This window comes from Methylosinus sp. R-45379, assembly GCF_001644125.1.
Taxonomy (GTDB): Bacteria; Pseudomonadota; Alphaproteobacteria; order Rhizobiales; family Beijerinckiaceae; genus Methylosinus.
Genome location: NZ_LUUM01000248.1, coordinates 1 through 18791, shown reverse-complemented (window position 1 = coordinate 18791; position 18791 = coordinate 1). Strand labels below are relative to the sequence as shown.

The window sequence follows — 18791 nt, the reverse complement described above, 5'->3', positions numbered from 1 at the left end:
GAACCGCCACTCATTCCATTATGCGGGTGAAATCGGCGTCGGAAATATCGACGCCGAGAAAGAGCCGGTAGAATTTTTTGGTCTCCGCCTTCACGTCGAGCGGAAAGCGCGCCGGATAGAAGAGATTGGCCAGCCATTGGATTCCGAGCGCGCGCATATAGCTCGGCGGCCGGTCCAGCCAGTTGAAGGGCGCGTGCGGGACATTCAAGATGCGGCCGTTCTTCACCGCCTCCACATTGCGCCAGAGCGCGCTGCTCTTGGCGAGGGCCGCGAAGTTCTTGTCCTGCGTCAATATCAGCGACGGCTTCAGCGCGACGATCTGCTCGACGCTGATCTTGTCCATGCCGACATGCGAGCTCTGCTCGCAATGATAGATATTGTCGCCCGCCGCTATGACGATCGGCTCCGTATGGAAGCTCTTATCGCAATCGGTCGCGAGCCCGTCGGCGGATTCGGCGTAATAGACGCGCAGCCGCTCCGCCGGCGGAATATCGGCGGTCGCCTCGCGCACGCGGAGAAGCGCGTCGCGAATATAGGCGGACATTTCGGCGGCTTTCGCCTCGCGTCCGACGATTTGTCCGAGAAAGGCGAAAGCGTCGGCATAATCGTCCAGCGTGTCGAGCTTCAAGAAGATCACCGGAACGCCGATCTTGGCGAAGCTCTCCACCACCTTCGCCTTCTCCTGATAGAAGCCGAGCCAGGCGATGATGAGATCGGGCCGCATCGCCGCGATCTCCTCGAGATTGAGCTGCCGGCCCATGCCCGCATTGCTGCCGAGCACGGGCAGATCGAGCGCCTCCTTGCGATAGAGCGATTTCTCGTCGCCGCGCATCGGCACATTGATGCCGATGAGCCGCTCCGGCGCTATGGCGTAGAGCGTCACCGCCACCGGCGGAGCCGCGCCGAAGATGCGCTTGGGATCGGCCGGGATCACGACCTTGCGGCCGGCCATGTCCGTGACCTCGCGCATTTCGCCGGCGCGCGCCGGACCCGCGAGCGCGAGCAGCGCCAGCAGGGCGCAGAGGAAGCTGTTCCGGACGAAGCGATGCGTCGAGGGCATGGGCGAGGCCTTTCGACCTTCGGCGATGGCGGGAAGACGCATACGATATATATGCATCTTATATAGATAGCGACCATAGAGACCGAAGGCTGCGCCGCGCAAGGCCAAATTCTAGCCTCGCCTGTCCTTTTCGAGGCGGCGGCCTGCTGTTCGGCCGATCGTCGGAAAAGAGCGAGCCGGAAGGCTCGCGGTCCGGGGCGGGGATTGGATCGCGAGCCTTCAGGCTCGCACCGAGCGCCCTCGGCCATCGTCTTTCATATCGATATATTCGGCGCATATGCTTTTGAACAGCTGCGGCCATTCCCGCGTATCGGCGGTCATCTGGACGAGATTATAGGCTTCGCCTATCGAGCGACGATATGCGGATATTGACAAAAACCTCCCTGTCGATCGTTATGTAATTATACTATATCGAATCCTTCCGGCCTCGCGGGGACCAGAATCATGAGCCTCATCAAGGAAATCGACTATGGAACGCCGGCTTCCCGCTCCGAGAAGGAAGTCACTCTGACCATCGACGGGACGGAGATCACCGCGCCGGAAGGCACGTCGATCATGCGCGCGGCGATGCAGATCGGCATTGAAATCCCAAAGCTCTGCGCCTCCGACAATCTCCATTCTTTCGGCTCCTGCCGTCTCTGCCTCATAGAGATCGAAGGGCGCGGCAATCTCTCCGCCTCCTGCACCACGCCGGTCATGCCCGGCATTGCGGTGAAGACCTTCTCGCCGCGGCTCGACTCCATCCGCCGCGGCATAATGGAGCTCTATATTTCGGACCATCCTCTCGACTGTCTCACCTGCCCGGCCAATGGCGATTGCGAGCTGCAGTCCATGGCTGGCGCGGTGAGCCTGCGCGAGGTGCGCTATGGCTATAGCGGGCGTAACCATGTGACGGCGCGCCTCGAAGGCCGCCGCAATGAGGATTGGAAGCCCAAGGACAAATCCAATCCTTATTTCACCTATGATCCCGCCAAATGCATCGTCTGCAATCGCTGCGTGCGCGCCTGCCAGGAAGTGCAAGGCACATTCGCGCTGACGATCGAAGGCCGCGGCTTCGACAGCCGCGTCTCGCCCGGCGCCGGCGAGGCCTTCATGGAGTCGGAATGCGTCTCCTGCGGCGCCTGTGTGCAGGCCTGCCCGACGGCGACGCTCACCGAGAATTCCGTCGTGGCCATCGGCCAGCCGGAACATTCCGCCGTCACCACTTGCGCCTATTGCGGCGTCGGCTGCGCCTTCAAGGCGGAGATGCGCGGCGAGGAGATCGTGCGCATGGTCCCTTGGAAGGACGGCAAGGCCAATCACGGCCACAGCTGCATCAAGGGCCGCTTCGCCTATGGCTATGCGCTGCATCGCGATCGCGTGACCAGCCCGATGATCCGCGAGAAGATCACCGACCCCTGGCGCGAAGTGTCATGGGAGGAGGCGATCTCCCACGCCGCCTCCGAGTTCAAGCGCATTCAGGCGAAATACGGCCGGCTCGCTGTGGGCGGCATCACCTCCTCGCGCTGCACCAGCGAGGAGACTTTCCTCGTGCAGAAGCTCATCCGCAGCGGCTTCGGCAATAATAATGTCGACACTTGCGCGCGCGTCTGCCATTCGCCGACCGGCTATGGCCTCAGCCAAGCCTTCGGCACCTCCGCCGGCACGCAGGATTTCGACTCGGTCGCCGAGGCGGATGTCATTCTCATCATCGGCTGCAATCCGACCGACGCGCATCCGGTGGTCGGCTCGCAGATCAAGCGGCGTATTCGCGAGGGCGCCAAGCTCATCGTCGTCGATCCGCGCCGCACGGAGCTGGTGCGCTCGCCCCACATCCGCGCGGCCTTCCATCTGCCGCTGCGGCCGGGAACCAATGTCGCCATCGTCACCGCTCTCGCCCATGTGGTGGTGAAAGAGGGGCTCGTGAATGAGGCCTTTGTGCGCGAGCGTTGCGATTGGGACGAGTATTTGGAATGGGCCGCCTTTGTCGGCGAGGAGAACAACAGCCCCGAGGCGGTGGAGAAATTCACCGGCGTTCCCGCGCATCTCGTGCGCGGCGCCGCGCGTCTCTACGCCACCGGCGGCAACGCCACCATTTATTATGGCCTCGGCGTCACCGAGCACAGCCAGGGCTCGACCACGGTGATGGCCATCGCCAATCTCGCCATGGCGACCGGCAATCTCGGCCGCCCCGGCGTCGGCGTCAATCCGCTGCGCGGCCAGAACAATGTGCAGGGCTCCTGCGACATGGGCTCCTTCCCGCATGAGTTCCCCGGCTATCGCCATGTCTCCGACGACAATGTGCGCAAGCTGTTCGAGGAGGCCTGGGGCGTTCCGCTGGACGGCGAGCCGGGCCTGCGCATTCCCAATATGTTCGACGCCGCCGTCGATGGCGTGTTCAAGGGCCTCTATGTGCAGGGCGAGGATATTCTGCAGTCGGACCCGGACATAAAGCATGTCTCCGCCGGTCTCGGCGCGCTGGAATGTCTCGTGGTGCAGGATCTCTTCCTCAACGAGACCGCCAATTACGCGCATGTCTTCCTGCCCGGCGCGAGCTTCCTCGAGAAGGACGGCGTCTTCATCAACGCCGAGCGCCGCATTCAGCGCGTGCGCCGCGTGATGAGCCCCAAGGCGCGCTATGCCGATTGGGAGGCGACGCAGCTCTTCGCCAATGCGCTCGGCTGCAATTGGAGCTACTCGCATCCGAGCGAGATCATGGACGAGATCGCCAAGCTCACGCCTTCTTTCGCGCATGTCTCCTACGCCAAGCTCGACGAGGTGGGCTCGGTGCAATGGCCCTGCAATGATCTGTCGCCGGAAGGCATGCCGATCATGCACATAGACAAATTCGCGCGCGGCAAGGGCAAGTTCGTCATCACCGAATATGTGCCGACGGAGGAGCGCACCGGGCCGCGCTTCCCGCTGCTGCTGACGACGGGGCGCATACTCTCACAATATAATGTCGGCGCGCAGACCCGCCGCACCGAGAACAGCCAATGGCATCCCGAGGACGTGCTTGAGCTCCATCCACATGACGCCGAGGTGCGCGGCGTGCGCGAGGGCGATTGGGTGCGTGTGCAGAGCCGCGCCGGCGAAACGACGCTCCACGCCAAGATCACCGATCGCGTCGCGCCCGGCGTCGTCTACACAACCTTCCACCATCCTCTCTGCCAGACCAATGTCGTCACCACCGACAATTCCGATTGGGCGACCAATTGTCCGGAATATAAGGTGACGGCGGTGCAGGTCTCGCCTTCCAACGGCCCCACCGAATGGCAGGAGCGCTATCGCGAAATGTCGGAGAAGAGCCGACAGATCGCCGCCGCCGGCGAGTAGCGCTGATCTAGCCGCGCGATCTTCGCCGATCATCCAGCCTCGCCGCTCGAGCGGCGAGGCGGTCGCGTTCGCAGGCTGCGCCAGCGAGCTTATCCACAAACGACTCGCTCGCTCGGCGCCTCCGCGCGCCGAATTTTCCCGCGGTTCCAGACGCGCCGCCGGCGTCATCCCGCGTGTCCTTCGCGGCGACTGCGCCACACCTTCCGACAATGATTTTCTGGCCTTTTCGCGATTGTGCGCACGCGTCCGCGCGCTTGCGCAGATGCGTGCGTCCGTCATTGGCCTTAGACGCCAGCCCGGAGTGACTTTTCGAAAAATGCACGCCAGTTTCCGATCGCGATCGGAGAATTTGCGCCATGCGATTGGCTTCGCCAGCATCGAGAGACCGCATTCGTTTTCGTATCGAGCCCGCCGATCTTCTGTCGGCGATCATCGCGCCGATTATCGCGCTCGCTCTGCGCGATCCTCTGCTGCTCGACCCCGGCGATTTTCCGGCGGCATTTCCAGCGCCTTATCAATATGCGGTCATCTCCGCAGGCTGCGCCATCGTCATGATCCTCGCCTTTCGGCTGAGCGATCGCATGGGGCAGTTCTTCTCCCTGCGCGACGCCTTCGCCCTCTGCGGCGCCACCGCTTGCGCGGTTGCTTCCAGCTCGGCCATTCTTCTCGCGCTCACGCGCTTCGAAGGCGTGCCGCGTTCGACGCCCTTGATCTTCGGATTGGTGCTCGTCGCCGGCATGATCGCCACGCGCATGACGATGCGCGCGCTTCACAAGGATCTCTCGCGCAAGCACGAGCTCGACAGCGCGGAGGCCGAGGCCGAATTGCGCCGCGTGATCGTCGTCGGCGTCGATCGCTTCGCCTCGGCGGCGATCAAATTGACGGATTATCTGCGGCCGCGCACGACCCAGATCGTCGCTGCGCTCGACGCGCGCCCAGCGCTCCTCGGCCGCAAGATCGCCGGCGTCTCCATCGTCGGCGACCCCAGCGACATCGGCGCCGTCATCGACGAATACGCCGTCCATGGCGTCGAAGTCGACGAGGTGTGGCGCGCCGAGGACATGACCTTCCTGCCCGCCGATCTTCTCGCTACGGTCGAGGCGCAATGCGCGGCGCGCGGCGTGCCGATCCACTGCATAACGGAAGCGTGGAACTTCATCGCTGCGCCGCCCGCCGCGGCGCAGGAGCTCGGCGCGATCGAGACGTTCGAGACGCCCGCATACTTCAAGGCGAAGCGCGTCATCGACATTTGCGCCGCGAGCCTGCTGCTCGTCGCAGCCTTTCCACTCGCGATCTGCGTCGCCTATGTCGTCTTTATCGATGTCGGCGCGCCCATATTGTTCTGGCAGCAGCGAATCGGCAAGAACGGCCAGAAATTCCTGCTCTATAAGTTCCGCACCTATCGCGCGCCTTTCGACGACAAGGGCCGTCCGGCGCCGGAGGAGCAGCGTCTATCCCGCATCGGCCGCATCATCCGCTCGAGCCGCCTCGACGAAATTCCGCAGCTCTATAATGTGATCGCGGGCCAAATGTCGCTCATCGGCCCGCGGCCGCTCTTGCCGCAGGATCAGCCCGAGGATCCGGGACCGCGACTCAGCGTGCGTCCGGGCGTCACCGGCTGGGCGCAGATCAATGGCGGCGCCATCGTCACGCCGGAAGAAAAAAACGCGCTCGACCTCTGGTACATCAAGCACGCCGGCCCGCGGCTCGATCTCGACATCGTCATTGGGACGCTGCTCGTCGCGCTCGGCGGCGAGAAGCTGAACGGACGCGCGGTCGAGCATGCGATCCGCTGGTATCGCCAAGAGTTTGCAGTGCATGCCGCATCGCGTCGCGATGCCCCATGCGAGCGCGAGACGCCGCGCGACCGTCGCCGCGCGGTCGCGGAACGCGCCGAGAGGCTACCGGCGCTCGACGCGGTGGCGATGGATTACCCCTATCGCGCCGTCGAGCCCAGCTGACCGAGGCGCCGGAGATTTCGCGCGGCGCGCTGTTCGATAGCCTTTTTCACAAGAGTTTCGGTCGAGCAGAGGATGCGCGCCCACGGGAGCAAAGGCCAGATTATGATTGTGTGTCTATTCCGATTTTCGGCGCTCGCCGCCATTTGCGTCACGCTTTCCGGATGCTCTCCGCAGGTCGGCGTGGGCGTCGACCCGTCCTACACCGCCAGCCTTCCAGAGCCCGACACGGCGAGAGCCGACACGGATTTCACACAGAGCGATTATCGCATCTCCGCGCAGGACGTGCTGGAAATAAACATATTCGGCTTTACCAATCTCAGCCGCGTGGCGCAGGTCGACGGCAATGGCCGCATCTCCTTTCCCTTGATCGGCGGAGTCGTCGCCGCAGGTCGCACGGTGAGCGAGCTGGAAGCCGAGCTCACGCGCAAGCTCGCGGCGAAATATCTGCAATCGCCGCAGGTGTCGGTGTTCGTGAGAGAATCGGTCGGGCTTCGCGTGACCGTCGAAGGCGCGGTCAAAAAGCCCGGCGTCTATGCGCTCAAGGGCAAGAACACGCTGCTGCAAGCGCTGGCGATGGCGGAAGGGATCAATGACGTCGGCGACTCAGCGGTGACGCTGATCCGCGTCTCCGATCAAAGGCGCGTCAGCGCGAAATTCGACGTCGCCGCCATTCGTTCCGGCCAGGCGCCCGATCCGCTGGTCTATGGCGGAGACACGATCGTCGTCGATGAATCCTTGGCGCGCACAGGCGTGCAAGTCATCAAATCGGCGGTCCCCGCAATGCTCAGCATCGGAGCGAGACCTTGGTGACGCTCCAAAGTCAACGCTAGAAAGGTCGTTTTTGGAATGAGCGCGGATCAAAGGCCAGAGACGGGTGCGTCTGCCGTCGCTCTCGACGCCACGCAATCGGAGCGAGCGATCGTCGCCGGCAGACGCTACTCTGCCCCTTGTGACGAACGGCAGCCGAGCTTCGACGAGAATAGCGGCGCCTCGAACTTCCTCAAATATGTCGGCTTGCTCATCAAGTATCGCATTCTCGTGGCCGCTATCTGCGCCGGCGCGATATTCTGCGCCTTCGTCATCACATTCCTGACGCCGCGAATCTATACGGCGACGACGACGATGCAGATCGATCGCGAGGCCGCGAAGGTCGTGCGCATTCAAGACGCGCTGGTGGAGAAAACCGACGATCCGCAATTCTACACGACTCAATACGAGCTTTTGAAGAGTCACGCGCTCGCCGAGCGCGTCGTGTCCTCGCTCTCCCTCGCGGACAAGAAGGGCTTCGTCGATGTGGAGGTCTCTCTCCTCGGGCGCGTGCTTCAAGGCCTGTTCGAGCGACGCGAGGAGGAGCCCGAAAATGTCCGCAGGCGACGCTTGGCGGTCGACGCCGTGCTGAAAGGCCTTGCGGTACAGCCGATTCCGATGTCGCGCATCGTGAAGGTCAGCTTCAGCAGCAAAAGCGCCATTCTCGCGCAGCAGGTCAGCGCAGCGGTCGCCGAGAATTTCGTAGCGATGACGCTGGACCGCCGCTACAGCGCCTCCGCCTATGCGCGCACTTTCCTCGAGGAGAAGCTGCAGCAGGTGAAGCTCAAATTGGAAGACTCCGAGAAGCAGCTCGTCGCCTATGCGCAACGCGAAGGCATTGTGAATGTCGATGACAAGCTCTCCATCACCGGGGCCAATCTCAAATCGCTCAACGACTCCCTCGGCGCCGCCATGGCGCAGCGCATCAAGGAAGAGCAGCTGTGGATGCAGGCGCAGAGCGGCAGCGGATTGGGATTGCCGCAGGTGCTGGACGACAAGAGCATTCAGAAAGCCCGCGAACGCCGCACCGAGCTGATGGCGGAATATCAGGACAAGCTCGGCGTCATGAAGCCGGACTTTCCAGAGATGAGGCAGTTGCGGGCGCAGATCGCGGAATATGATCGCCAGATCAGGGAGCACGTCGAGTTCATTCGTCAGGCGATCAAGGCGCGCTATGAAGCCGCACGCGATCAGGAATCGTCGTTCCTCAAGCGCATCGAAAGCCTGAAGGTAGATGCGCTCGATCTGCGGGATCGCAGCATTCAATACACTATTCTGCAAAGAGAGGTCGACACCAACCGGTCCTTGTACGACGGCCTGCTGCAGCAATATAAGGAGGTCGGCGTGACCGGCGCGATCGGGACCAACAATGTCTCGGTCATCGACAAGGCGGAGCGGCCGAAGAGCCCGTCGAGTCCGCGGCTGCTGAAGAATCTCGGCCTCGCCATTGTCCTCGGCCTGCTCATCTCGGTCGCGACGATCGCGGTGCGCGAATTTCTCGACGATACGTTCAAGATTCCGGAAGAGATCGAGGAGGCGCTCGGCCTCACCGTGCTCGGCGTCATTCCACTCGTGCGGCGGGATGACGAGAAAGCCCGCGACCCGTCCTATTCTGTCGCGAACGAGGTCATCGGCGATCCTCTGTCCTCAATGGCGGAAGCCTATCGCTCGCTGCGGACGTCGCTGCAATTCTCGACGGCCACGGGCGCGCCCAAGACGCTCCTCGTCACGAGCTCGCGGCCAGGAGAGGGCAAGTCGACGACATCGGTCTGCATCGCGGCCAATTTCGCGCAGCTCGGAATGCAGGTGCTGCTGATCGATGCAGATATGCGCAAGCCGTCGTTGCACGACATACTCTCCGTCGACAACAGCAGCGGCCTCGCCAATGTGCTGACCGGGGCATTGGACGCCTCCGCCGCCGTCACCGAGAATCTCATCTATGGCGTCACCTTCATGTCGTCCGGTCCTGTGCCGCCGAATCCCGCGGAGCTTTTGGCCGGACCGCGCTTCGCCTCGCTGCTCGCGCTGGCGCGAGAGAAATTCGACATTGTCGTCATCGATGGTCCTCCGGTCGTGGGCCTCGCCGACGCGCCCCTGCTCGGCAGCATAGTGGATGGCGCTGTGTTCGTGGTCGATTCGATGCACACGCGCCGGCGCGTCGTCCGTGCGGCGGTCAAGCGGCTGGATTTCGCACGCACGCGTATTCTCGGCTGCCTGCTGAATAAGTTCGACGCGACCAACGTCGGTCACTCCTATGGCTACGCCTATGGTGACGCTTACGGCCACGGTCCTGCCTATGGCGGCGAATATTTCGGCTATGGAGCGAAGAACCAAAAGGATCGCGCAATTTCCGCGACGATGGAACAGTGACGTGCCGAGAAGCAGGGCATTGCAATGCGCGCTCGCTCTCGCGTCGATCCCGCCGATGGCGGCGCGCGCGCGCGAGCTGCCATTGCCCGACGACGTGCTCGAGGTCATTCGCATCGCGGCCGGCTGCGAGGAAACGCTCGAGGAGGCCGCGCGTCGCTCCGGCAAGGACAAGAGCTATGTTAAAGCGGCGGCGGAATTTTATGTGCAGCAGATCCTGTTCTTTCCTACGGCCGACAGCCATAGAATTCTCGGCGTGAGCCCCGGCGCGAGCCGCGCCGATATGCGAAAGCATATGCGTTGGCTGATGATCTGGCTGCATCCCGATCACGCCCATGCCGAATGGAAGACCGTTTTCGCGCGTCGAGTGCTCGCCGCGTGGCGGGAGGCGCAAGAATCGCCGGATCGACGCAAGATTCAGGCGAGCGCGCGACGCGTGGCGCCGCCGATGCGCCATATCCCATGGGTTCCGCGACCGATCGAGCGGCGTCCGTCGCGATTGCTGATGCCGTCGCTTTTCCTCATCGCGGTCGCGATCATCGTGATCGCAATATTGGTTCCGAGCAGCTTCGTCGAGGCGGAGACGTCCTGGCTCGCGACATTTCTGCTTCGCGCGGTCGAGGCGCCGAAATCGGGCGCCGGATCATAGGCGCGCGAGGCGACATCGGCGCAGCCGAACGGCTCCTCTATCGCGCGTCAGCTTCGACGCGTCCAATTTCATGCGGATTGGAGATTTCAAAATGCAGCACGACGTCAATTTTCAGCAAGAGGCGAAGCGCGCCATGCTCGGGCTCGGCGATGTCGCGGGTCTGCGCTACAAGGCCGGCGACGGCGTGCTTCACGTCATTGTTTCGGACCCGCCGAACCACAATGCGCTGACGAAAGTCGCGACGGATAGTCTCTATGAGACGCTTCGCCGCTTTCACGAGCTGCCCTTCGATCGTCTCGAGATCGCTTTCGATACGGCCTCGGGCTCGGTCGCTTGCGCTGGTCTCAATCTGAACGATTTCGAAGCCGCGGCGCGGCGCGTCAGTCCCGGCGAAGATCTGCTGGGCGAGGACAATTATTTCGTCCGTGTGACGCAGCTTCTCCGCGAGCTCGGCCGCAGCGTCCCGACAATGGCGCGCGTCGAAGGCCATCTCGTCGGCGCCGGCGTCGAATTGGCGCTCAGCTGCCGCGAGGTCGTCTGCGCGCGATCGGATATCAAAGTATTGATGCCGCATCTACGGATCGGCGTTCCCTATCATACCTTAGGGCTCTGCCATATGGCCGGGCTCATCGGATGGGATGTCATGTCGCGCGCCATGGTGACGGACGCCATTCCCGTGCTGCTGTCCGAGGTTCTCGCCGATCGCGAAAGGATAGAGCGCTTCACCCTGGCCGAGCGGATCGCCGACGCGAAAATCGCGATCGACCGCATGGCGGCGGTCTTTCAAGGACGCCCGGCGCGCATCGGCGACGCCTTCTTCACTGTCGAAGATCGAACGGGCGAGACGCGCAATATCGCCGAAGCGCATTTGCTGCAAATCCTCGCTCATGTCGCTTTCGTCGATGAAATGGACGATCTGTCGACGGCGCTGCACGAGATCATCGACGCGCCGCGCGTGCGCGCATCCTCATGCGTCGGAGCGCGCTTGGCGGAATCGATCGCGGCGCATCGCCAGAGGCCGAAGCGTCTCAATCGCCACTTCTCGAAAGCGATCGGCGCTGGCGAGGAAGCGGGCGATGACGAGAGCGTTCGCGTCTCTATGCCGAATTGAGGCTCATCGCGATGGAAGCGCAGCGTCGGTGGAATCGAAGGAGTGAGCGCATGGACGATATCGGTCTCGAACAAGGATTGCGCGAAAGAAGAGCCATTCGGCATTACAGCGATGCGCCGGTCGACGACGCATTGCTCGCGGAAATATTCGAGCTCGCATCATGGGCTCCGTCGCCGGGCAACACGCAAGCCTGGAAGGTGATCGTCCTTGGCCACGACGCCTCGAAGGATGTGATCGCGCGCTTCGAGCTCGCCGGATGGGAGTCCGTCTTTCCGGTGCTGGAGCAGGTGCTGCGCAATGGCGGCGCGGAGCCTTCCAAGGTCGACGAGCGCAGGCCGGCGACGGCGGATGAATGGAGGCGCTATGTGACCGGCATGTATCGGCGCTTCTTCGAGGTCAAAGGCGCGCCGCGGCTGGTGCTCGTCTATCGCACCGCGGACCGGCGCAGATACGTCGATCTCGTGCGCTTGTCGCTCACTGCGCTGCTGCGGCGGGCGGCGCGCGACCCGAGCCTTCTGCAAGGGCTGCGCTGCTTTTTCGCATCGCTGCGCAATGTGCCCGTGCTGGTGCGCGTCAATGCGTTGACGCGCACTTTCGGATTGGCCAATTTCACTTATGCGGTCACGCTCGCCGCGCAATCGCGTGGCCTATCGACCTGCATTCAATCCAATTATCTCAATGTGCAGCGCGATCTTCGACATTATCTCGGTCTCGGCGCGGAGATCGATATCGTCGCTTCCATATTGATCGGCTACAAGGCCGATGATGCGCTGCCGGCGCCGGAAATGTTCCGAACGCGCAAGCCCGTCGCGGTCGATTGGATCGAGACGACGCCCGGAGTTGTTGCAGCGCGTCGCGACGAGCGGGTTTTCGAAGCGGCCCAGTGAGCGGGGGCGGCTCAGCCGCCCTTGCGCATCAGCATTCCCTTGGCGGGATCATAGGCGATGAGCGCGCCGGCGGAGAAGAACGTCGTGTAGCCGGCGACGGCGGCGAGCGAGTCCCAGGAGATTTTCTCATAAAAGGCGAAGCGGATCAGCTCCACCGCATGGGTGAAAGGATTGACGAGGCAAATCCAATAGAGGACGGGGCTCGACTCCTGCACGCGCCACAGCGGATAGAGCGCGGATGAGGCGAAGAACATCGGAAAGATGACGAAATTCATCACGCCCGCGAAATTCTCGAGCTGCTTGATCGCGGATGAGAGCAGCATGCCGAGCGCGCCGAACATCAGTCCCGCGAGCACGAGCGCCGGCAGCACGGTGAGATAGCCGAGCGGCGTCGGCGGCTCGATCTCCCAGAAATAGGCGATGAAGAGATAGGCGTAGACTTGCAATATCGACACGGCGACGCCGGCGAGAAGCTTGGCGCCGAGCAGATACCAGCGTGGAAAGGGCGAGACCAGCAGCGTGCGCATATTGCCCATCTCGCGGTCGTAGACCATCGACAGCGAGGACTGCATGCCGTTGAAGAGCTGGATCATCGCCATCAATCCCGGCGTGATATAGACCTCGTAGAGAACATAGGTCTCATAGGGCGGGATGATGGAGACGCCGAGCACTTGGCGAAAGCCGGCGGCGAAGATCAGCAGCCACACCAAGGGACGCACCAGAGCGGAGACGAAGCGCTCTCGCTGATGCAGGAAACGCAAGGCTTCGCGCCAGATCACGCCGGCGAGGCAGATGGCGTATTGGCGCGCGGTGAAGCCGCTGGTTTCGGTCGTCATCGCTGTTCCGCTTTGTCTTCGGGCGCGCGGCGTGAGGGCCGCATCATGCCGCGTCTCGCGCCTTGGCGCCGGTCAATTGCTCGAATGCGGCGCCGATCGACTCTGTCGATGTCGCCGCCATTATATTCGCCGATGTGTCGGCGGCGAGAACTTTGCCCTGATGGAGCACGACGACATCATCGCTTGGCGTCACCTCGTCGATGAGATGCGTGGTCCACAGCACGGCGAGCTTGCGCTCGGCGACCAGCGCGCGCACTTGCGCGAGAATATCGGCGCGGGCCTTTATGTCGAGGCCGACAGTCGGCTCGTCGAGCAGCAGCACGCGCGGCTCATGCAGCAGCGCGCGCAATATCTCCACGCGGCGCATCTGGCCGCCGGAGAGATCGCGCGCCTTGTCCTTGGCGCGATCCGCGAGGCCGGCGCGCTCCAGCAAGGCCTCCCCACGGCGCTTCGCTTCGGCGGGGCCTATGCCGTGCAGCGCGGTGTGATAGACGAAATTCTGCATCACGCTCAATTCGAGATCGAGCGTGCGCGCCTGGAAGACGACGCCGAGTCGGCGTAGCGCCGCGCCGCTCTCGCGCGCGACATCATGGCCGAAGATCTCGATCTTGCCTTCGCGCGCGGCGTAGAGGCGTGTGATGAGCGAGAACAGCGTGCTCTTGCCGGCGCCATTGAGGCCCAGCAGCACGGTGAAGCTTCCCGTCGCGACGGAGAAGCTCACATCGTCCAGCGCGCGCCGAGCGCCATAGCTGTGTCCGATATGCTCGACGTTGAGCGCGAGCGGTTCGTCGGTCATTTGCCGGCGACCGCAATGCCCCAGGGGAAGGCCCCGACGGGGATCGACTTCAGCACTTTGAGGCTGGCCGCGTCGACGATGGAAATATCATTGGAGACGCCATTGGCGGTCAGGAGATATTTCTCGTCCGGCGTGAAGGCGAGATGCCAGACGCGCTGGCCGACGAGCAGATATTTTTCGATTTTCTTCGTCGCCGTGTCGATGACGGCGACGCGATTGGCCGGGCCGAGCGCGACGAAGGCGCGCTTGCCATCATTGGTGAAGGCGATGCCGATCGGCTGGATCGCCTCCTTGGAGAGGCCCGGAATCTCGAAGCGGATTTTCTGCGTCACCTTATGGCTCTGCGGATCGATGACGGCGACCGTGCCGCCGATCTCCGACGACACCCACAGCTCGGAGGCATCCGGCTTGAAGGCGGCGAAGCGCGGACGCGCATCGACCAGCACATTGGCGATGATCTGCTTCGTCTGCGTGTCGATGAGATGCGCCATATTGGTGGTCTCGGACGTGTTGACGAGAATGCGTCCGTCCGGGCTCACCGCCATGCCTTCCGGCTCGACGCCGACAGGCACGTCGCCGATCTGGCGCTTGGTCTTGGTGTCGATCATGGTGACGAGATTGTCGTTCTCATTCGACACATAGACGGTCTTGCCGTCGGGGCTCAATATCATCAGCTCGGGATCGGGACCGGAGGGCAGATTGCCGGTGATCTTGAGCGTCTTGGTGTCGAGCACCTGAATCGTGTCGTCGTCGCCCGCGCAGATATAGACTTCGGAATTGTCCTTGGAGATCTCGATGCCGCGCGGCCGGCGGCCGACCTTGATCGTTTTGATCGCCTCCATCTTGTCGGTGTCGATGATGGTGACGCTATTGCCTTTCTCATTGCTGACATAGGCGGTGAAGGCCTGCGCCGGAGCAGCGAGAAGAAGAGCCGCGACCGCAGCCGAGCAGAACGCGCGTCCCTTCTCCCACTCGCGGGAGAAGGCGTCGCGCGAATGCGCGGCGGATGAGGGCGAGTCGCTGAGCTGTCTCGAATGGACCCTCATCCGACCCGGCTGCGCCGGGCCACCTTCTCCCGTAAACGGGAGAAGGAATCGCGCGCCGAGATTTCTGATCGCTTTCATTTCAGCCTGCATTTGGTTTCGGGCTTGTCGACGCCCAATGTGTCGAGCTCGGAGGTCTGATGCAGGAAGCCCTCCTGCGGCGACACCGAGACAATCATGCGGCCGTCGCCGAGCAGAATAGGCTGGCGCAGCTGTCGATTCCAGGGTCGCAGCGACAGGCGCACGCCTTTGAAGGCCGCTATGTTGAAATCCGGCCCGGTGAGATAGGCGGCCAGCGTCTTCGGATCGGCGGAGGAGGCGCGCGTCACCGCCTCTCCGATCATGCGCGCTGCGACCCAGGCCTGGTGATCGCGGGCGTTCATGCCGCGATGAAACTGCGCGCGAAAGCGATTTTGCAGCTGAACCGCGCCCCATTGCTCATGCGAGGCGTCCCAGCTCGTCGGAATGAGGCCGGCCGAGCCCGCCACTGGACGCGGATCGAAATTGCGATAGGGCAGATAATTGCCGAAAACCTCGCTCTCGTCCGCGGCGATCAGCACGTCATAGCTGGCGCCCTGCGTCAGCGGCGGAATCAGCCGTTGCGTCTGCACGCTGCCGGAATCGGAGCGGCGTCCGCCCTCCGTGTCGACATAGACGCGCTCGTCGACGATCTTCGCGCCGAATTTCTTCGCGCTGGCGCGATAGGCCGCGGCGAGCAGCTCGTCCTGCGGATGCGAGCCCTTGATGACGAGCCAGCGGCGCCATTGCTTCCAGACGAGATATTGCGCCAGCCCGTCGGTCAGCATGGAGCGCGTCGGCGCGACATGAATGACATTGGCGCGGCAGTCTTCCTCGCGCAGCCTATCGTCGGCCGCGCTCACATTGAGGAGAAGCGCGTCGCGCGATTTCAGCGCGTCGGCGACATGTAGAAGATCGTCGGCGGGAAGATCGGCGAGTATCGCGACGGCGCCCTGGTCGAGCAGCTTTTGCGCGGCGGCGACGGCGTCATCGCCGGGCGCGAGCTTCTCGTCGATCGCCTCAAAGCTCTGATTGGTGAAGCGGCCGGTGGTGTTATCGTCGGCGACGCCGATCAGCGCGCCGGCGAGCGTGTCGTCCTCGGCCGGCAGGTCGAGGATCGACAGAGTTTCGCTCGAATGCTGCTGGCGCAGCACGCCGAATTTCACCCGCAGCGGCTCGGCCGCGGCGGGCATGATGGCGAGAATGGCGGCGACCGACGCCCCGATGACGCAACGCTTGATCATGACGCGTGTCGGCCGCTCCTTTTTTCGTTCAGCGAATCAGCTTCAGCAGCGCCTGACCCGCCTTGGACTTCAGCTCCTTGGCGTCGAGCGTGCCTTCGTTGTCCTTGTCCGCCGCTTTGAACAGCTTGCCGACGAGGGCGAGATATTCCTCTTTCGTGAGCGTTTTGTCATCGTCCGGATCGGCGGCGGCGAAATCTTTCTTGCCGATGCGCGCGCCGACCTCCTTGCGGTCGACCGTGCCGTCATTGTCCTTCTCGAGCTTGTCGAAGACGGCCGCGGCGGTCTTGCTCACCTCGGCGAGATCGAGCGTGCCGTCATTATCCGTGTCGAAGCTCTTGATCGGCGAAGGCGCCGCGAAAACAGGTTGCGCGACCATGGCCGACGCGAGGCACAGTCCAGCGCCGAGGGCGATAATGTGAAACTTGGCCGTCATATCTTGCCTCCTTTTCCCGACGAAAATCGCGAGATTCTCCCAATATAGTCGGAGCCGGCCGATCACACAAAGCGTACATATGCACGCGGCCCCGCTACAGATCGTCGCCCTCGCGCTCGTCCGCCTCGGGCGGCTCCTCCACCTCGGGCAGCGGCAGCAGCACCTCTATCCGCGTGCCGCCTTTCGGCCGCGGCTCCATGCGCATCAGCCCGCCGAGCGCATGGACGCGCTCGCTCATGCCGATGAGGCCGAGGCCGAATCTGCGCTCGTCCGGCAGGCCGACGCCATCGTCCTCGACGAGAACGCGCAGCGCCTCGGCGCCGCCCGCCTCTGCGAGCTCCGGCGGCGCCTCGACGAATTCCAGTCGCGCCTCCGCATTGGCGGCGGATGCGTGACGGAAAATATTGGTGAGCGATTCCTGCACCACGCGATAGGCGGTCAGCGCGATCTTCTCGTCGAGGCAGGAGAGATCATGCGCGATACGCAGCGACAGCCGCACATCGGCGCGGCTGCCGGTCCAGGAGGCGAAGAGCCCGCGCAACGCCGCCTCGAGGCCGAGCTCGCTCATCGCCGGCGGGCGCAGCCGCTCGAGCATTCGCCGCAGCAGCGTCTGCAGCGCCTGTCCGGCGGCGTCTATATTGGCGCACGTTCGCCGCAGCAGCTCGGGATCGGGAAAATTTCCCGATCCCGAGGCGACGAGCGTCGCGGCGCCGGCGCGGATGGAGAAGAGACAGGGGCCGGCTTCGTCATGCAGATCGCGGGCGATGTCGCGACGCTCGGAATCCTGCACGGCGAACAGCCGATCGATGAGCGAATGATTCTCCTCCGTCACGCGATCGAGCGTCGCGGCGAGCGAATTGAGCTTTTGGGAAATATTCCTGAATTCGGAGGCGCCGCGCAGATCGAGACGCACATCCTTCTCGCCCGCCTCGAGCCGCGCCAATCCGCGCCCCAGCGAGTCGAAAGGCGAGAGCGTGCGGCTCAGCAGCGTCAGCACCAGCGCCAGCATCAGCAATGTGACGGCGAGGCTGATGGCGCCGAGCCATAGGAGGTCCGACCATATCTCGGCCAGCTCGTCGACCGGATCGAAGATGATGGCGATGTTGCCGTATTGGACGTCGCCGATGCGCGCGGGGATGATGTCGATCTTGGGCGTCGGCGCGAACAGGCTCACGAACCAATCGGGCACGCCCGTCTGCATCTCCTTGCGCCACTTCGAGTCGAAGCTCGGCGCGATATCGTCATTGGGCAATATCTCTATCTCTATGTGGCGCAGATTGCGCAGATTGTCGAACAGCCTGCGCAGCGCGGGGATCGGGTCCTTGGTCTCCTGCACGCTGGCGAGCGCGGTCTCGACCAGCTCATGCGCCAAATGCTCTATGCTCTCGGCCTCGGCGCGCACGCGCGGGCCGGCGTGGCCGATCATGATCGCTACATTGACCGCGAGCATTGCAGTGAGGACGATGGCGATGAGCCAGCCGAGCCTCGCCTTCAAGGACATGGAACACTCCCATTTTCGCGTCGCGTCGGCGCGAGGCGCCGGTGATTGACAAACAAGATTTTGTATTCGCATAGTAATCTTCTCTAGAACAATGGCTATGCCCGATGCGCGTGCTGATCGTCGACGACCATCCCATGGTGATTGCCGGATGCCGCGGCATGTTGTCCGGGCAATCGGACATAGAAGTGCTGGAGGCGCGCGACGCTGACGCGGCGCTCGAGGCGCATGCGTCCGCGCAGCCGGACGTCATCGTGCTCGACATAAATCTTCCTGGGCTCTCCGGCTTCGAGCTGCTGCGGCGCATGCTGAAGCGCAAGCCGGATACGAAGGCGATCGTTTTCACTATGAATGACGATCCCGTCTTCGCTGCGCGTTCCATCGAGCATGGCGCGAAGGGCTATCTCGCCAAGAGCGAGGATCCGGCGCAATTCCTCAAGGCGGTGCGCATGGTTGCGGCTGGCGAGCGCTATCTCTCCAATCAGGTGGCGCAAAAGCTTGCCTTCTTCGATCAGAAGCACGGCGCCAATCCGCTCGAGGGGCTGAGCGGCCGCGAGCTGGAGATTTTGCGCCTGCTCGCGGAAGGTAAGGGAATGGCGGAGATCGCGCATGTCATGCGCGTGTCCTACAAGACGGTGGCCAACAGCTGCTCGCTGCTGAAGCGCAAGCTCGGCGCCCGCTCGCGCGCCGACCTCATTCGCATCGCCGTCGAGAATAAGCTCGCGAAAGAATTGGTCTGAATCTCGGTGCGCGCTCCTTCTCCCGC

The 18791-nt window shown here is 63.2% G+C and carries 15 protein-coding genes; 8 read left to right on the top strand and 7 right to left on the bottom strand.

Annotated features, from left to right (window positions below; all coding sequences use genetic code 11):
- Positions 1–10: 10 nt before the first annotated feature.
- Positions 11–1060: an ABC transporter substrate-binding protein gene (locus tag A1351_RS11750; protein ID WP_064033057.1), complete on the bottom strand. Its 1050-nt coding sequence runs from the start codon at positions 1058–1060 to the stop codon at positions 11–13.
- A gap of 444 nt (positions 1061–1504) precedes the next feature.
- Between A1351_RS11750 and fdhF the strand changes: the two genes are divergently transcribed.
- The 7 genes from fdhF to A1351_RS11715 all read left to right on the top strand — a co-directional run bounded on the left by fdhF (position 1505) and on the right by A1351_RS11715 (position 12157).
- The gene (fdhF, locus tag A1351_RS11745) at positions 1505–4375 is read left to right on the top strand and encodes a formate dehydrogenase subunit alpha (RefSeq protein WP_026599888.1); all 2871 of its coding nucleotides are present in this window, start codon (positions 1505–1507) and stop codon (positions 4373–4375) included.
- Positions 4376–4731: 356 nt separating this feature from the next.
- On the top strand, positions 4732–6336 hold the full coding sequence (locus A1351_RS11740) for a sugar transferase (protein WP_245291638.1): 1605 nt from the start codon (positions 4732–4734) through the stop codon (positions 6334–6336).
- A gap of 102 nt (positions 6337–6438) precedes the next feature.
- Positions 6439–7146: a polysaccharide biosynthesis/export family protein gene (locus A1351_RS11735; RefSeq protein WP_024878293.1), complete on the top strand. Its 708-nt coding sequence runs from the start codon at positions 6439–6441 to the stop codon at positions 7144–7146.
- Between the two features lie 36 nt (positions 7147–7182).
- On the top strand, positions 7183–9513 hold the full coding sequence (locus A1351_RS11730; RefSeq protein ID WP_064033044.1) for a polysaccharide biosynthesis tyrosine autokinase: 2331 nt from the start codon (positions 7183–7185) through the stop codon (positions 9511–9513).
- A 1-nt stretch (position 9514) separates the two neighbouring features.
- Positions 9515–10159, top strand: coding sequence for a hypothetical protein (locus tag A1351_RS11725; RefSeq protein ID WP_157096275.1), 645 nt, complete (start codon positions 9515–9517; stop codon positions 10157–10159).
- 91 nt (positions 10160–10250) lie between these two features.
- On the top strand, positions 10251–11270 hold the full coding sequence (locus A1351_RS11720) for an enoyl-CoA hydratase/isomerase family protein (protein ID WP_157096274.1): 1020 nt from the start codon (positions 10251–10253) through the stop codon (positions 11268–11270).
- A 50-nt stretch (positions 11271–11320) separates the two neighbouring features.
- Positions 11321–12157, top strand: coding sequence for a nitroreductase family protein (locus tag A1351_RS11715; RefSeq protein WP_064033041.1), 837 nt, complete (start codon positions 11321–11323; stop codon positions 12155–12157).
- 11 nt (positions 12158–12168) lie between these two features.
- On the opposite strand, the gene A1351_RS11710 is transcribed toward A1351_RS11715, so the two are convergent.
- The 6 genes from A1351_RS11710 to A1351_RS11685 form a co-directional block, all read right to left on the bottom strand.
- The gene (locus A1351_RS11710; RefSeq protein WP_024878298.1) at positions 12169–12993 is read right to left on the bottom strand and encodes an ABC transporter permease; all 825 of its coding nucleotides are present in this window, start codon (positions 12991–12993) and stop codon (positions 12169–12171) included.
- A gap of 43 nt (positions 12994–13036) precedes the next feature.
- Entirely contained in the window at positions 13037–13789 is a 753-nt protein-coding gene (locus tag A1351_RS11705; protein WP_026599892.1) for an ABC transporter ATP-binding protein, read from the bottom strand.
- Complete coding sequence (locus A1351_RS11700; protein ID WP_036291304.1) at positions 13786–14835, bottom strand: YVTN family beta-propeller repeat protein; 1050 nt, start codon at positions 14833–14835, stop codon at positions 13786–13788. Before A1351_RS11700 ends, A1351_RS11705 begins: the two co-directional genes overlap by 4 nt.
- A gap of 74 nt (positions 14836–14909) precedes the next feature.
- Positions 14910–16094, bottom strand: coding sequence for an ABC transporter substrate-binding protein (locus tag A1351_RS11695; protein WP_064033040.1), 1185 nt, complete (start codon positions 16092–16094; stop codon positions 14910–14912).
- Between the two features lie 28 nt (positions 16095–16122).
- Positions 16123–16527 carry a calcium-binding protein gene (locus tag A1351_RS11690; RefSeq protein ID WP_064033039.1) on the bottom strand — a complete coding sequence of 135 codons (405 nt, stop codon included), beginning with the start codon at positions 16525–16527 and terminating at the stop codon, positions 16123–16125.
- Positions 16528–16621: 94 nt separating this feature from the next.
- Complete coding sequence (locus A1351_RS11685) at positions 16622–18028, bottom strand: histidine kinase (RefSeq protein WP_064033038.1); 1407 nt, start codon at positions 18026–18028, stop codon at positions 16622–16624.
- 104 nt (positions 18029–18132) lie between these two features.
- Here A1351_RS11685 and A1351_RS11680 point away from each other — a divergent pair, with 104 nt between their 5' ends.
- Positions 18133–18765 carry a response regulator transcription factor gene (locus A1351_RS11680; RefSeq protein WP_064033037.1) on the top strand — a complete coding sequence of 211 codons (633 nt, stop codon included), beginning with the start codon at positions 18133–18135 and terminating at the stop codon, positions 18763–18765.
- The last annotated feature ends 26 nt before the right edge of the window (positions 18766–18791 follow it).

Coding starts and splice junctions, on each gene's coding strand:
- A1351_RS11750 (WP_064033057.1), bottom strand. CDS start 1,060: ATGCCCTCGACGCATCGCTTCGTCCGGAACAGCTTCCTCTGCGCCCTG.
- fdhF (WP_026599888.1), top strand. CDS start 1,505: ATGAGCCTCATCAAGGAAATCGACTATGGAACGCCGGCTTCCCGCTCC.
- A1351_RS11740 (WP_245291638.1), top strand. CDS start 4,732: ATGCGATTGGCTTCGCCAGCATCGAGAGACCGCATTCGTTTTCGTATC.
- A1351_RS11735 (WP_024878293.1), top strand. CDS start 6,439: ATGATTGTGTGTCTATTCCGATTTTCGGCGCTCGCCGCCATTTGCGTC.
- A1351_RS11730 (WP_064033044.1), top strand. CDS start 7,183: ATGAGCGCGGATCAAAGGCCAGAGACGGGTGCGTCTGCCGTCGCTCTC.
- A1351_RS11720 (WP_157096274.1), top strand. CDS start 10,251: ATGCAGCACGACGTCAATTTTCAGCAAGAGGCGAAGCGCGCCATGCTC.
- A1351_RS11715 (WP_064033041.1), top strand. CDS start 11,321: ATGGACGATATCGGTCTCGAACAAGGATTGCGCGAAAGAAGAGCCATT.
- A1351_RS11710 (WP_024878298.1), bottom strand. CDS start 12,993: ATGACGACCGAAACCAGCGGCTTCACCGCGCGCCAATACGCCATCTGC.
- A1351_RS11705 (WP_026599892.1), bottom strand. CDS start 13,789: ATGACCGACGAACCGCTCGCGCTCAACGTCGAGCATATCGGACACAGC.
- A1351_RS11700 (WP_036291304.1), bottom strand. CDS start 14,835: ATGAGGGTCCATTCGAGACAGCTCAGCGACTCGCCCTCATCCGCCGCG.
- A1351_RS11695 (WP_064033040.1), bottom strand. CDS start 16,094: ATGATCAAGCGTTGCGTCATCGGGGCGTCGGTCGCCGCCATTCTCGCC.
- A1351_RS11690 (WP_064033039.1), bottom strand. CDS start 16,527: ATGACGGCCAAGTTTCACATTATCGCCCTCGGCGCTGGACTGTGCCTC.
- A1351_RS11685 (WP_064033038.1), bottom strand. CDS start 18,028: ATGTCCTTGAAGGCGAGGCTCGGCTGGCTCATCGCCATCGTCCTCACT.
- A1351_RS11680 (WP_064033037.1), top strand. CDS start 18,133: ATGCGCGTGCTGATCGTCGACGACCATCCCATGGTGATTGCCGGATGC.